At 59.0% G+C, this 15,107-nt stretch carries 11 protein-coding genes; 5 read left to right on the top strand and 6 right to left on the bottom strand.

What is annotated here, in order from left to right:
• Both lptG and lptF read right to left on the bottom strand, forming a co-directional pair.
• Nucleotides 1-1,062, bottom strand: a complete 1,062-nt coding sequence (lptG, locus tag ABNF92_RS02840) for an LPS export ABC transporter permease LptG (protein ID WP_069184565.1) — start codon at nucleotides 1,060-1,062, stop codon at nucleotides 1-3.
• Nucleotides 1,049-2,158 (bottom strand): LPS export ABC transporter permease LptF, encoded by a 1,110-nt coding sequence (lptF, locus tag ABNF92_RS02845; RefSeq protein ID WP_273082916.1) that lies wholly within the window; start codon nucleotides 2,156-2,158, stop codon nucleotides 1,049-1,051. Before lptF ends, lptG begins: the two co-directional genes overlap by 14 nt.
• Before the next feature lie 242 nt (nucleotides 2,159-2,400).
• Here lptF and ABNF92_RS02850 point away from each other — a divergent pair, with 242 nt between their 5' ends.
• From ABNF92_RS02850 to ABNF92_RS02870, 5 genes are all read left to right on the top strand, one after another.
• Nucleotides 2,401-3,891: a leucyl aminopeptidase gene (locus ABNF92_RS02850; RefSeq protein WP_349343383.1), complete on the top strand. Its 1,491-nt coding sequence runs from the start codon at nucleotides 2,401-2,403 to the stop codon at nucleotides 3,889-3,891.
• Nucleotides 3,881-4,393 (top strand): DNA polymerase III subunit chi, encoded by a 513-nt coding sequence (locus ABNF92_RS02855; protein WP_069184562.1) that lies wholly within the window; start codon nucleotides 3,881-3,883, stop codon nucleotides 4,391-4,393. Before ABNF92_RS02850 ends, ABNF92_RS02855 begins: the two co-directional genes overlap by 11 nt.
• 83 nt (nucleotides 4,394-4,476) lie before the next feature.
• Nucleotides 4,477-7,329, top strand: coding sequence for a valine--tRNA ligase (locus ABNF92_RS02860; protein ID WP_349343384.1), 2,853 nt, complete (start codon nucleotides 4,477-4,479; stop codon nucleotides 7,327-7,329).
• A 5-nt stretch (nucleotides 7,330-7,334) separates the two neighbouring features.
• Nucleotides 7,335-8,222: a ketopantoate reductase family protein gene (locus ABNF92_RS02865; protein WP_291907845.1), complete on the top strand. Its 888-nt coding sequence runs from the start codon at nucleotides 7,335-7,337 to the stop codon at nucleotides 8,220-8,222.
• Between the two features lie 19 nt (nucleotides 8,223-8,241).
• The gene (locus ABNF92_RS02870; protein WP_069184559.1) at nucleotides 8,242-8,799 is read left to right on the top strand and encodes a cob(I)yrinic acid a,c-diamide adenosyltransferase; all 558 of its coding nucleotides are present in this window, start codon (nucleotides 8,242-8,244) and stop codon (nucleotides 8,797-8,799) included.
• 40 nt (nucleotides 8,800-8,839) lie between these two features.
• Here the strand turns inward: ABNF92_RS02870 and ABNF92_RS02875 are convergent, their stop codons facing one another.
• From ABNF92_RS02875 to ABNF92_RS02890, 4 genes are all read right to left on the bottom strand, one after another.
• Entirely contained in the window at nucleotides 8,840-10,870 is a 2,031-nt protein-coding gene (locus tag ABNF92_RS02875; protein ID WP_349343385.1) for a methyl-accepting chemotaxis protein, read from the bottom strand.
• Between the two features lie 120 nt (nucleotides 10,871-10,990).
• Nucleotides 10,991-11,878 (bottom strand): histidine kinase, encoded by an 888-nt coding sequence (locus tag ABNF92_RS02880; protein ID WP_349343386.1) that lies wholly within the window; start codon nucleotides 11,876-11,878, stop codon nucleotides 10,991-10,993.
• On the bottom strand, nucleotides 11,879-12,448 hold the full coding sequence (ampD, locus tag ABNF92_RS02885) for a 1,6-anhydro-N-acetylmuramyl-L-alanine amidase AmpD (protein ID WP_349344053.1): 570 nt from the start codon (nucleotides 12,446-12,448) through the stop codon (nucleotides 11,879-11,881).
• Nucleotides 12,449-12,574: 126 nt separating this feature from the next.
• A complete protein-coding gene (locus ABNF92_RS02890) occupies nucleotides 12,575-14,884 on the bottom strand; it encodes a DUF1631 domain-containing protein (protein ID WP_349343387.1) in 2,310 nt (769 codons plus the stop codon).
• Nucleotides 14,885-15,107 lie beyond the last annotated feature (223 nt).

Raw genomic sequence — 15,107 nt, forward strand, 5'->3', positions numbered from 1 at the left:
CTAGCCGGCCCGGCGCATCAGGATCGCGCCTACCACGGCATTGACCGCAATTGGCACCAACACCGCCAGCATCGGGTTAAAACCGTAAACAAGACTCATGGGCCCCAGCAGATCCTGCATGTACTTGAATAGCAGCCCCACCAACAGGCCCGTGAACACTCGAAAACCCATGGTAACCGAGCGCAGGGGCCCGAAAATAAAGGAAATGGCGACCAGCACCATCACAGCAGTACCCAGGGGCATCAGGGCCTTCTTCCAGAACGCCAGCCAGTAACGAGAGGCATTGAGATCCTGCTCCCCCAGATAGCGGGCGTAAGTGAACAGGCCCGTCATGGAGAGGTTTTCCGGTTTTACAATCAGGACACTCAGAACGCTTGGTGACAGCCCCGTATCCCATCTCAGGGCCTGCTTTTCAGAGCGGGTGGTTCTGTCTTCCTCGAACTCGGTGGTGCGCACCTTCTCCAGCAGCCAATAATCGCCCTGATAGATGGCCCGCTCCGCAAAGCTCGCCGCCAGCAACTGCCTGTCTTCGTTGAACTGGAATCGGGAAACGCCGTGAAGCACGCCATTGGGCTGCACCGCGTTCAGGTGAATGTAGACGTTCCCTTCCTTGTGCCAGACCCCAGACGCCGAAGCGACGTTGGTGCCTGCACCCAGTGCCACGGCCTTGTCGCTCTGCGCCACCCGCTCTGCCGGCGGGGCCACGTACTCACCAATCAATACGCCCAGAATGACCACAACCAGAGCCGGCTTCATGGCCGACCAGACAATACGTTTGAGCGAGACCCCGGCCGCCCGGATAACCGTCAGCTCCGACGAGCTGGCCATGGAACCCAGCCCCACCAGACACCCCATGAACGCGCCCAGCGGCAGGTAATCGTAGATCCGACGTGGCAGGGTCAGGAAGACATACCAGAGCGCCTCAAGCGTCTGGTAATCATTGCGGGTATCCTCAAGCTCGGCGATAAAGGCGAAGATCAGATCAAGCGACAGTACCACTACCATCACCAGGAACATGGCGCCGCCAACGGTGCGCATCACATAGCCGTCAATCCTGCGCATGGGCAGTCCCCTCCCGCATCAATCGCCGGCGATGCAGCCAGTCAGGACCAAATTGCAGCCAAAGGCCAAAACCGATAAACAGGGCATGGACCCAGAGCATGCCGACCCACTCGGGAACCTTGCCCTCGGCAAGCCAGTCCCGGGCAACAATCAGCAGGCCGAGGTAGGTGATGTACACCAGCATCGCCGGAAGCAGATGGAAGAACCTACCCTGGCGAGGGTTCACCCGGCTCAGGCGAACCGCCAGCAAAGTCACGACCGGGACAATCAGGGGCAGTGAAAGGCGCCAGTGCAACAAAGCCCGATCCTCCAGCCGGTCTGACTGCATCAGGCTCCAGGTACTGGCCCCTTCCTCCAGCTCCCGGGTGCCAGCCTTGCCACTCTCGATCTTCAGGCCATAGGCTTCAAAATCGATGGTGGTGTAGTCCAGCTCCCCAGCGGCACCCTCGAAGCGGCCACCCTCTTCCAGGATCAAGAAACGGCTCCCGGTTTCCGGGTCCACCAGCTGGGAACCGGAGTCGGCGGTGATAATCGTCAGCCCCTGACCGTTTTCGGCGTATTCGGCGATAAAGACCCCCTGAAGCCGGCGTTTATCCTCACTCAGGCCTTCGGTGTAGGTCACCCGCCCGCCCGAAGAGAAATCCTGGAAACGCCCGGGCGCCAGCATCTCGAATTCTGTGGCCTTGCGCTGTTCATTGAAGATTTTCTCAACCTGGTTCATTCCCCAGGGAGAGACGTACAGACTCATGGCGCCAACGATGATCATCACCGGCAGACTGCCCAGGAGGGTTTTACCCAACAGGGCCTTGTCGCTGACACCGCAGGCAAACAACACGGTCATCTCGCTTTCGAGGTACATGCGGCCGTAGGCGAGCAGAATGCCAATAAACAGACCCAGCGGCAGGATCAGTTCGAGAAATCCCGGAAAACGGTACGCCATGATCTCGAACAGAACACCGGCGGAAATACTGCCTTGCGCAGCACTGTCCAGATATTTAAGGAAACGGCCACTCATGAACACCAGCAGCAGAATGCCGGAAACGGCAAGCATGCTGATCATGATCTGGCGTATGAGGTAACGGAAAATGATACTCAAATCGGTCTCTCTGGCCGTATCCGTTGAAACGTGGAGGTGGCTGGGAACTGCGCGTATTCTATGTAACCTTGGTGCCGAATGACAGAGTAGCGGTATTACACCGGCGTGAAGGCACGAACAGGCGCGGAAGCCGCGCCAATCGCTTGATAATTTCCCGGCAAGCCCCAATGCTAGACTAGATCACAATCAAGAACGATTCCCGCCGGCGGCGGGACCCTCGTGAACAATCAACAGGAGTTGCCATGAATTTCAGCCTGAGCAGTAAAGCCATCGCCAGCACCAAAGCAGACTGCCTTGTTATTGGCTTGCCTGAGAAAGGCACCTGGCCCGATTCGACCAATCAGGCCGATGAGGCTCTGGGCGGGCTGATCAAGACACTCCAGAAGGCCGGTGACCTCACCGGCAAAAATGCCACCACAGTGACAATTCCGCTGACCGATCAGCCCTGGAGCCGTCTGCTCGTGGTTGGCACGGGCAAGGATGCAGATCGCAGCCCCGCCAACTACCGTAAAGCGTTGATTGCAATGATGACCGCGCTCAAGGACGGTCCGTCCAAAAGTGTCGCGATAGCGCTGGCAGATACCCCGGTAACCGGCGAAGAAGCCGTGAGCTCCGAGGCCGCCCGGCTGAGCCTGATTGGCAGGACGCTGGAAGACCAGCTCTACACCTTCAGCGACTTCAAGAGCGAAAAGCCTGCCGACCGCAAGCTAAACAAAGTCGTTGTCCATGCCTCGAATGCCGGCAAAGCCCTCAAGGATGCCTTCAACCTCGGCCTCGCCACCGGGCGCGGCATGAACTTCACCCGGGATCTCGGCAACACCCCGCCCAACATCTGCCATCCGGAATGGCTGGCCCAGCAGGCCAAGAAACTGGCCAAGGACTACGACTCCATCAAGACCGAAGTGCTTGATGAGAAGCAGATGGAAAAAATGGGTATGAACACCATCCTCGCCGTGGGCAAAGGCAGCACCCAACCCCCACGCCTGATTGTGATGGAATACCGTGGCGGCAAGGCCAAAGACAAGCCCCATGTCCTCGTTGGCAAAGGTATCACCTTCGACACCGGCGGGATCAGCCTCAAGCCCGGCGAGGGCATGGATGAGATGAAGTACGACATGGGCGGCTCCGCCAGCGTCTTCGGCGCCATGAAGGTTCTGGCCGAAACCCAGCCCAAGATTAACGTAGTGGCTGTCATTGCCGCGGCGGAGAACATGCCGGACGGCGGCGCGTCCCGCCCGGGCGATATTGTAACCACCCTGTCGGGTATGACCGTTGAAATCCTCAACACCGACGCCGAAGGCCGCCTGGTTTTGTGTGACGCTCTCACCTACGTGAAGAAGTTTGACCCGGCCGCCGTCATCGATCTGGCAACCCTGACCGGTGCCTGCATCATTGCCCTTGGCAACCATGCGACCGGCCTGCTGGCCAACAACGATGAACTGGCCAACGAACTGCTGGCCGCCGGCGAACGGGCTGGTGACCGAGCCTGGCGCCTGCCGCTCTGGGACGAATACCAGAGCCAGCTCGACAGCAACTTCGCCGACATGGCCAATATCGGCGGCCGCCCAGCCGGCACCATTACCGCAGCGTGCTTCCTGTCCAGGTTCGCCAAAGACTACCGCTGGGCGCACCTCGACATCGCCGGTACTGCCTGGCACTCCGGTAAGGCCAAAGGCTCTTCCGGCCGCCCGGTGCCCCTGCTGGTCGACTACCTGATGTCCCATGCCGGATAACAACCCGGCGCCCTCTCCGGAAACCGGCAGCCCCGCTGCCGGCTCTTCCGGCCAAGAGGACCGGAACCAACGCTACTGGTTCCACATCCTCGCCCAGAACACCCCCGCAGCCCGCAACCTCCACGCCGCAAAGCTCGTGGACAAAGCCTGGCAGCAGGGAGACCGCGTGTGCGTCGTCTGCGATACCATGCAACACGCAGAAGAACTGGACGACCTGCTCTGGAACTTCAGCCCCGACGCCTTCATTCCACACAGCGTTGTTCCCGATTCAGCTACCACCTGCACCGACCCTGTCGGCATCCTGCTATGCCCGCCGGTCGCCGAAGACTGGGATACCGTGATCATTCTTTCGGCCACCTTGCCGGCGGATGCAGACCGGTTCAAACGGCTGGCTCTGGTCGCCCATAACGATCCGAATGTGCTGAATCAGGCCCGCTCGCATTTCAAGCAGTTGCGGGCACTGGGAATTGAACCCCGGGTGCATGATCAGAGGAAGCGTTAGGTTCGCCGCATCACCGGCGAGCATGTATAATCGTGCGTCTCAATTTTCCCTTGTGAATCAACCAACGGTCACTGCAGAACCCCATGGAAAAAACCTACCAGCCAGAAAACATCGAGCGCCAGTGGTACGAAAACTGGGAAGCCAAAGGGTACTTCCGCCCCACAGGTGAAGGCCAGTCCTACAGCATCGCCATCCCGCCGCCCAACGTCACCGGCAGCCTGCACATGGGCCATGCGTTCCAGCACACCATCATGGACACCCTCACCCGCTTCAAGCGCATGCAGGGCCGCAACGCACTGTGGACCGTCGGCACCGACCACGCCGGCATCGCCACCCAGATGGTGGTTGAGCGCAAACTGGCCGCTGAAGAAGACAAAACCCGCCACGACCTGGGCCGGGAAGAGTTCATCAAGCGCATCTGGGACTGGAAAGAACACTCGGGCGGCACCATCACCCGCCAGATCCGTCGCCTCGGCAATTCCGTGGACTGGGACAACGAACGCTTCACCATGGACGATGGCTTCTACAAGGCCGTGCAGGAAGTGTTCATTCGGCTGTACGACGAAGGCCTGGTCTACCGCGGCAAACGCCTGGTGAACTGGGACCCGAAACTGCACACCGCCATTTCTGATTTGGAAGTGGAAAACAAGGAAGAGAAAGGTTTTTTCTGGCATCTGCGCTACCCACTGGCTGACGGCGTGCAGACCAAAGACGGCAAAGATTACCTGGTGGTGGCCACCACCCGTCCGGAAACCATGCTCGGCGACACCGCCGTGGCCGTACACCCGGACGACGAACGCTACCAGCACCTGATTGGCAAACACGTGATGCTACCGCTGGTGAACCGTCGGATTCCCATTGTGGCCGACCATCACGCCGATCCGGAGAAAGGCTCCGGCTGCGTGAAGATCACTCCGGCCCACGACTTCAACGACTATGCCGTGGGCAAGCGCAACAACCTGCCGATGATTAACGTCATGACCCAGGACGCCAACATCCGGGACGTGGCCGAAGTGTTCAATGCCGATGGCAGCGAAAACACCGAACTCGACGGCACCATGCCAAGCGCCTACGCCGGACTAACCCGGGAAGCAGCCCGTAAACAGATTGTTGCCGACATGGAAGCCGAGGGGCTGGTCGAGAACATCGAGGACCACGTACTCAGCGTGCCCCGGGGTGATCGCTCCGGCCTGATTATCGAGCCCATGCTGACCGACCAGTGGTTTGCCGACGCCAAGACCCTGGCCAAACCGGCCATTGAGGCGGTGGAAGACGGTCGTATCCAGTTCGTACCCAAGCAGTACGAGAACATGTACTTTGCCTGGATGCGCGACATCCAGGACTGGTGCATCTCCCGCCAGCTCTGGTGGGGCCATCGTATTCCGGCCTGGTACGACGCCGAGGGGAACATCTATGTTGGCCGCAGCGAAGATGAAGTTCGCCAGAAGCACAACCTGGATGCCGACGTCACCCTGGAGCAGGATGAAGACGTTCTGGATACCTGGTTCAGCTCTGCCCTGTGGACTTTCGGCACCCTGGGCTGGCCGGAAATCACCGAGCGCCTGAAGACCTTCCATCCAACCGATGTGCTGGTAACCGGCTTCGACATCATCTTCTTCTGGGTTGCCCGGATGATCATGATGACCATGCACTTCATGAAGAACGAAGACGGTACGCCCCAAGTGCCCTTCCACACCGTGTACGTCACCGGTCTGATTCGCGACGAGCACGGCGACAAGATGTCCAAGTCCAAGGGCAACGTAATCGACCCGCTGGACATGATTGATGGCATCAGCCTGGACGACCTGCTGGAGAAGCGCACCGGCAACCTGATGCAGCCGAAGCTGGCCGAGAAGATCGGTAAGCGCACGAAGAAGGAATTCCCCGAGGGCATCGCCGCCCACGGCACCGACGCCCTGCGTTTCACCCTGGCCGCCATGGCCACCACCGGCCGCGACATCAACTGGGATATGAAACGCCTGGAAGGCTACCGCAACTTCTGCAACAAGCTGTGGAACGCGGCCCGCTACGTGCTGATGAACACCGAGGGCGAAGATTGCGGCGTACATGACGAGCCTGTAGAGCTGTCCCTGGCCGATCGCTGGATCATCAGCGAGCTGCAAAGCTGCGAACAGGATGTCATCCGTTACCTGGACCAGTACCGGTTCGATCTGGCCGCCTATGCGTTGTACGAATTCATCTGGAATGAGTACTGCGACTGGTATCTAGAGCTGTCCAAGCCGGTCCTCAATGATGAAAGCGCCAGCGCCGAAGCCAAGCGCGGCACCCGTCGTACCCTGGTGCGCGTGCTGGAAGCCGTCCTGCGCCTGGCCCACCCGATGATGCCGTTCATCACCGAGGAAATCTGGCAGCGTATTGCGCCCCTGGCTGGTAAAATCGGCGACAGCATCATGCTGCAGGCCTACCCGCAGCCGGATGCCACCAAGCAGGATGCAGCGGTCACTGCCGATATTGAATGGCTGAAAGGCGTAATCGTGGCAGTGCGGAACATCCGGGGCGAAATGAACATCTCCCCGGCGAAAAAGATTCCGGTACTGCTGCGCGGCAAAGACGCCGAAGACCAGCGTCGCATGAACGACAACCGCCAGTTCCTTGGCTCCCTTGCCAAGCTGGAGAGCCTGGACTGGTTCGAAGGTGACAAAGCTCCGATGTCTGCCACCCAACTGGTAGGCGACATGGAAGTTCTGGTTCCCATGGCCGGCCTGATCGACAAGGATGCCGAGCTCAAGCGCCTGGACAAGGAGCTGGAGCGCCTGCAGAAAGAGATTGGCCGCCTGGAGGGCAAATTGGGGAACGAGAAGTTTACTGCCAAGGCGCCCGCCGAGGTAGTTGAGAAAGAGCAGGAAAAACTCCGGGACGCCCAGAGCAGCCAGGCCCGCCTGAGCCAGCAAAGGGCTGACATCGAGGCCATGTAACCGGCATGATCGGCATTCTCGGCGCAGGCTCGCTGGGCAGGCTCTGGGGCGCAATGCTACCTGCGGGGGGCATTGCCTTCATTGCCAGGCCCGGTGAGCCGACCGGCGCCAGTGTCGATTACCGGTTCCGGCCTTTTAAAGGGCCGGAATCACAAGTACGGATTCCCTTTCTACAGCCTGGCGACGAGCCAGAGCTTATTCTGGTTACAACCAAGGCCGGCGATACCCTGGACGCCGTTGCCGGCGTCATCAACCAGTTCGCAATTGATACCCCCATCCTGCTTTTCCAGAACGGTCTTGGCAGCCAGCAAGCCGTTGCCAAGCGGTGGCCGGAGCGACCAATCCTGGCCGCAAGCACTACAGAGGGCGCGAACCGACCAGAATCAGGGCTTCTCGTTCACGCCGGTACCGGTGACACCTGGGTAGGCCCGATGACAAGCCCCGCCAAAGCAACGGTCAGGAAAGCCGTTACCATGCTGGCAACCTCCGGCCTGAACATTCATCCGGAGACGGACATCGTTCAGCGCCTCTGGCAAAAACTCATTATTAACGCCGGCATCAACCCCTACACCGCCATCCTGGACTGCCCCAATGGCAAGATCCTGGATGCCCCCCTGTACCAGAGCACCATCGACCAGCTCTGTCTGGAGCTTTCACAGCTGATGGATGCCGCCGTCAGGATTCGACAGACACCGGACGCGCTACGGGAACGCATCGAGCAGGTAGCCCGCAATACCGCCGGCAACACGTCATCCATGCGTGCCGATGTTCAACGGGGACGCCAAACCGAGATAGACTTTATAAACGGATACGTGGCGAAACTGGGGAAAGAGCTCGGCATCGAAACTCCGGTGAACCAAATGCTGACCGAGCGGGTACAACAACTGTCGTGACGTTAACAGGAGCAGACTGATGGGCAACCGCCTTTCCAAGATTTACACCCGCACCGGCGATGACGGCTCTACGGGCCTGGCCGATGGAAATCGTATTGCCAAGAACGCCCAGCGGGTCGAGGCCATGGGTACCGCTGATGAACTCAACTGCCACATCGGGCTTTTGATCGAGACACTGGACAGCGACGATGAACTGGTGGAAAGCCTGCGCCGTATCCAGCACCATCTGTTCGACCTTGGCGGCGAATTTGCCATTCCCGGCAGCCGTGTGATCGGCGACGAACACATTGAGTGGTTGGAGGGCACGTTGGACCAGCACAACGAGGGTCTGCCACCACTGAAGAACTTTGTATTGCCAGGCGGTAGCCCCGCTGCAGCCCAATGCCACCTTGCCCGTGCGGTCTGTCGCCGTGCAGAGCGGGTTGTCGTCGCCCTCGGCCACGAGGATTCGATCAACACCGCTTCCCGGCACTACCTGAATCGTCTCTCCGATCTGTTATTCGTCATTGCCCGCGTATTAGCCCGGCGCGAGGGCGGTGAGGAAATTCTCTGGGAACAAAAAAAATCCGGCCTTTAGGGCCGGATTTTTAGTTGTCTCGCTCCAGTTCTGGCGCCAGTCAGACTTTAAAGGCCTCCACCAGACGCTGAAGTGAGGCCGTCAGTTGCGACATTTCCCTCGAGGATCCCAGTGTCTCCTCGGCATTGGCGGCCGTTTTATGGCCCAGTTCGCCAATCTGCTCGACACTGGCATTCACGTTTTTCGCAACGGCAGACTGCTCTTCTGCCGCCTGTGCAATCTGGTGGCTCATATCCACGATCACCGAGATGCCTTTGGCGATCCTGTCCAGAGCTTCCGTCACTTCACCAGACTTCTGCACCGTTGTCTCGGTAACGTCCCGGCTGTTGGTCATGGCCGAAACCGCGTCTTTCACGCCGCTCTGAAGCCGGGAAATCATGCCTTCGATCTCTTCGGTGGATTTATGGGTACGCTGAGAGAGTGAGCGGACCTCATCGGCAACTACCGCAAACCCACGACCCTGCTCACCTGCCCTCGCGGCCTCAATCGCAGCATTCAGGGCCAACAGGTTGGTCTGTTCGGCAATCGCCTTGATCTCTATCAGCACCTGGCTGATGTTGTCGCTGTCCTTGCTGACCCGGTTAATCACTTCCACGGCGCCGGATATCTCGCCTGCCAGCTTGTTGATGGTTTCTACGGTATCAGCAACGACGCCACGACCGGTCTCGGTGTCCTGCTCGGCGTTGCTGGCGCTGTCTGCCACCCGGTGAGCGCTTTCGGTAACTTCGTGAACCGCCTCGACCATCTGGTTCATGGCTTCGTTGATCTGGCCGCTTTCTTCCATCTGCCGTGCCACGGCTTCGCTGTTGGCCGCCGCAGTATCATTGACCCGGGTTGCCTGCTGGTCCACATCCGCCGTAGTCCGGCTGACGGAACGGATCAGCTCGGCAATCCGGTCGGTCATGTTATTGAATTCCGTGGTCAGCTCACCCAGTTCGTCGCGATTGCGCAGCATGATGTGGGTGGTCATATCGCCGGCAGCGACGCTGCGAGCCGCTTCGCTGAACCGGTTAATGGCAGTGCGTACAGACATGAAGAAGCCGATATAGAGATAGACCACCACCAGAAGAACAACAACCAGGGCGATGACGATCAGCCGGCGCTGATTGACCTCACTGTTCAGCCGCGCCTGCAGATTCTCGTCGACCACGTTGAAAGCCGCCGCCTTGACCTGATCATAGTGAGCCAGTTGCCCGGACATCAGGTCGTTGTATTCAGTCCAGGGCATTTCCAGGCGCATCGGCGTAATCACGTTCACATCCAGTTGATCCCGAACCACCATCAGGCTCTCATCAACCCGCTGGATGGCATTGCCCGCCCGCTCAGCCAAAGCCGGCGATGCCTCAGAGGCCAGGGCCAACGCTGGTGAGAGCAGTGAACTGCGATTGGTCAACTGGTCATAGATTTCGTTCAGCGTTTCGCTCAGCGCATAGCCTACCTGCCCCTCGACCAGGGCATAGATACCGTAGGATTTTGCCTGGCCAATCACGGTGCGGGCTGCCGGTAATGAGTCGCGGACAAGTCCGAGAATCAACTGATTTTCCCGGGACGCCCCCTGCCCCAGGCCCGAGATTTCAATGGTGGCCGAAAGCAGGGCCTGAGCCTTCTGGACAAATTCCTGGTAATACTTGAACTGCGGATCGAAGTTACCCTGATAGTTGTCTTCAGACCGCAGAGCCTCCCACTCCTGCCGAAGGTCGCTGACCTGCTCGGCCCAGGAGCCAGAAGTATCGAAAGAACGCTCCTCGGCAGTCAGGGCCGCCAGCGTATTATCAATCTCACTGGCAGCCTCTTCCGACACCGCCATAATAGCGCTCTCGTCCTTGATGATCGCGGGTGAGCGATAATCGCGATAATCCATCGCGGCGTCCACCAGCCGGTCAACCTGCTGAAGCTGCTCAAGCCCCTCGACACCTCGAGTCATGGTCTGGACGGAACGGTTCAGCTCGGAAATGGCGAGCCAGGACAGCCCACCGATCGGTAACAGGAACAGGATGCTGATGAGACTGAACTTGTAAACCATCGGCAGCCGGTTCATCAGTGCAATGGCGGGATTAATGAGTTGCTTCACAGGGACCCTCGTGCTGGCAAAAAACAACTGAACTCATGTTCTTTTCTTATATTGTCGCCTAAAGTCTTAAAAACTTAAGCATTATTTCTTGTTAAACTGTAATGTTTTATAAAATCCGGCTCAGACAACCCCGGAAATGACCAGCAGAGCGAGCGTGCATGTCCAGACCAGCATGCTTCTGTTCAACAAATCCCTTACTGCTCTCAGGCTACGTCCTCCGAACGCTGTCCACTCATCCGGATGAACCCGGGAAAAGCGGGCTGGATCCAGCGCATACCCGGTTAACGACCCGTTGGCCGAAATCATGAGCACCTCCCCGGCTTTTTTGGTCACACCGGTCAGCGTGCGGCGGGTTTCCCGCAGCCAGCCGGCCAGGTCTCCGGCAATTCCGAAAGTCAGGGAAAGAAGCCTGGCAGGGATCCAGCCGGCGAGGTTCGCCAACCCGGAAAAGCGCGGCCTTGCCGGAGCCTGGGGCCACTGATCGGCAAGGGCAACCAGACCGCGGGCGAGAACGGCAACGCCGATACCACCAACCACGTACCAGAAAGCCACCAGAAAGAAGCGCTGGAACACCGACACCATAAGTGCCTTCGACAGCGAGAGGTGCATGGCCTCGGGAGACACCGCGGCTCCCCGTTCATCGGCCGGCAAAAGATCTTTCACATGATGCCAGGCTGACTGCATATCCCCCCGCTGCCATGCCTCTGCGTAGGCCCGGAGGATCTGTCGCCAGCCAGGCGTTCCCATGAGAACGACCAGAACCAGGAACTCCAGTGGGTAAGCAGCCATTCTCCAGCCGGAGGCGACCAGGAGATATTGCGCAAGCCCGAGCAGAAAGGCCGGCAATAGAACCAGTGCCAGCCCGATACCTATCCCGGACTCACGGCCTGCCCTGACCCGGCTGCCATGCCTGAACCAGCGACGCCAGACCTCGTCACCGGAGAGCAGATCAAGGGAATCCAGACGCCTGCGAACCATGTAAGCCAGAAGAAACACAACAAACACCATTCAGGCGTTCCTCCCCGAACCTCTGGCTGCGTGCAGCCCCGCCCGGAAGTACTGCCAGTCGAAGGCCGGCCCCGGATCAGTTTTCCTGCCCGGCGCAATGTCGCAGTGGCCGGTGATACGGTCGGCAGTGATGGCCGGCCAGGCTGCCATAATCAGGTCCGCCACCTCTGCCAGCCTACGATACTGTTCAGGGGTGTAAGGGATGTCGTCAGTCCCCTCCAGTTCTATGCCGATGGAGAAATCATTGCACTCGTCCTGACCTTCGAAACACGAACGGCCAGCATGCCAGGCGCGCTCCAGCAGACTGACAAACTGAACCAGAGCACCATCCCGACGAATCAACAGATGGGCGGACACCTGAACGCCCTCGATGGTCTGGAAATATGGGTGCGCGGAGTGATCAAGCCGGTTGCAGAAAAAGTCCTCTATTTCCGGACCGCCAAACTGCCCGGGAGGCAGGCTGATGTTGTGGACGACCAACAGGGAGATGGGCACCCCATCCGGACGGGGCCCGAAATTTGGTGAGGGACGCCAGCGGGCGAAGGAAATCCGTCCGGTTTCACGAAGCAATCTTGCATCGGTACCGGAATCAGTATGGCGTTCGGCGAAAACGTCTGTATCGGGCAAAGTAATTCCAGATGTATCAGAGGATTACACTCTCTGATTGAATCACAAACTTGCCACGGTTGCTACGAATCAGTCCTTGCGGCTGCTGCGCAGGTTGTCGATGATCGACTCCAGTGCCCGATCAAAGATGAGGCCATCATCGAGCATGCTGATCTTCCCGGCTTCCATGTCGGCGGCGAGTTCCAGACGTAAATACTCGGCCACCTTGGCACCACTGCGGTTGACGAAGATGTACTTGCCAGTGGCTTTGATAAAGGCCGCAAGCTTGCAGCGCACCTTGGTTTCGTCTCGGGTTAGCTCAATCCATGAACCCACGCGCAAGCTTTCCGCCTTTTCCAGCCATTGCGGCGATACCTGAGCCGGATCCGCAGTCTCTGCCATCCCCGCTTTTTCCTCTGGCGCCTCGTTGGCCAGCCCAGAGGCTGCCTGCTCGGGCTCGGTCGGCGCCAGGGTCTCCTCCAACCCCTCGTCTGGCGCCGGAGGAGCCACAGGCTCTTGCAGCGAGCGCTCGGGCTCTGGCTCGGGCAAGTCCTCAGGCTCCGCCAAAGGTTCGGGACGAGCGGGCGCGGTCACCAGCCGCTGGAAAACGTCTACGTGGGCCAGCTCCAGGTCACGAATGGCCGCATCGGTGGCAAACGGGTCCCAGGAAATCTCCTGGAGAGCCTTGCGAAGGTCATCCACAATGGCTGGAATCGCACGGAGAAGCTCCCCACGGGTAGAGTCATTGATCGGGCGAGGGTCGACACTCCACACCAGCTGCTCGGTGAGATTCCGGGCGTGTTGCCAGCGGTCGCTTTCCTCACCTTCCCGTAGAACCACCCATTGCAGATATTTGGTCCAGGCTTCGTTCAGGAGCCCGGCAACCGGCTCGGGAATGTCCCGTTGCTCCATCAGTTCCTGTAACAATCCGTCCGCCGCCTGGGAGGCACGCTCCTGCCGGGCTCGACCCTCTTCTGCATCCCGCAGGCGTTGCTCCACGAGCTCACGACGTCTGCGGTCGAGATCCATGAAGTGGCTGAAGTCTTTGAGCAGCTCTTCGAACAAACTGACGTCGGTAGTGAACTCGCCCAGCACCCTGTCCACAACCGATTCGATTTTTTCCCTGAGCGGGTCCCTCTGGCCGGCCTTTTTTTCGGTCCAGCCGATGGCTGACAGCGCCAGTTCGTTAAGCAGCTTACGGACCGGGTGACCGCCGCGATTGAAGAAGTTCTTGTCGCTCAGTGCCACCTTGAGTACCGGAATCTGCAGGCGACCAATCAACGCCTTCATCACAGGGTGCAGCTGACGATCCTCAAGGATGAAGTCGAACAACATGGAAACCAGGTTGATCACATCACTGTCCACCTGACCCACGTGCAGGCTTTTGCCATCACCTGAGCGCAGGATCGGCTGAAGCTGCTCGTTCAGCGGAACAACGGCATCATCGCCCCATTGACGGCTGTTGGACTGCGCCTCGGTGAGGCGCGCCATCAGTCGATCAGTATCAATGTAACCTTCACCGTAAGAGGCAGTACCGCTGGCAGGAGCGGTATCGCCCCGGTGCAGCAGCGCACTGAGCTCCGAGAATGTTGCCTGCGATTGAGACATACCCTGGCTCTCTGAAGAAAAACCTGCCTGCCCGCCCGCGCCTGCCGGTGCCGAACTCTCGCCTGTCGGGCGCTGACCCGAGCGAGCGGGCACCCTGCCGGTAGGGGGACGCTTCATGTCCGGCATAACCCCTTCATTAATCAGGGTACGGTTCGCTTCTTTGTAGAAGTCACCGAGAGTATCGGCAAGCAGGCGATCGAACAGCTTCAAAACCACCAGCTTGGCCCGGATATCAATATCCAGATCGGCACAGGCTTCGGCAACACCGCCACAGATGATTTCCGGGCTCAATGGCATCTGCGCGTCTTTCAGATCAATGCCCGGCAACAGATGCCCGACACGCGCTGTCAGCAGACGGATCTGTTCGGTATAGCGGTTCCGGAGCTTGTTGATCAGGTTGTCGACAGCAACCTGCTGCTCCAACTGGGAGTGATCAACCAGGCTGAGAGAGTCCTCATCCACGTCCTCCAGGGACCGGGCGCTCTGCTGGGGTTGGAATTTGCCAATTTCATTGAACGCCTGGCTGACGTACTGGAGGATCGAGACCACCATGGACTTGCGGCGAAGCCTGAGCTCGCGCATGGCGTCAAAGTAGGCGGTCTGGTCAAGATTCGTTCCGGCTCTGTCGGCGAGTTCGAACAGGGCATCATCGGCACGATCGAAAAAACTGGCAAGAACGGACTTCAGGGACTGACCCGATGCGTCACGCAGACGAATGAGGGGCGCAGGCAATGAAAACCGGGCGGGCGGCTTCTGGCCTGAAAAGCTGACAACCTTGTTATCGTGCACCATGTCGCTGCTCCGCCTTGTCTTGCAATAATGCCTTTTGGTTTCTCCACTTCACATGATACGAGCTGCCCACGTCAGGTTGTGTCAGATTTTGTCACCTTTTGTGTAGACCTGACGTGCATCACAGTTTAGCAGTCTGGACTCAAGAGTTTGGCGATTCTCTGGCGGCCCTTTAGAATTGGCAGCCTAAACCGCTTACAACCCTCTGCACCGGACACTTTGCCCT

The sequence above is a fragment of the Marinobacter sp. MMG032 genome, assembly GCF_040112695.1.
Lineage (GTDB): Bacteria > Pseudomonadota > Gammaproteobacteria > Pseudomonadales > Oleiphilaceae > Marinobacter > Marinobacter salsuginis.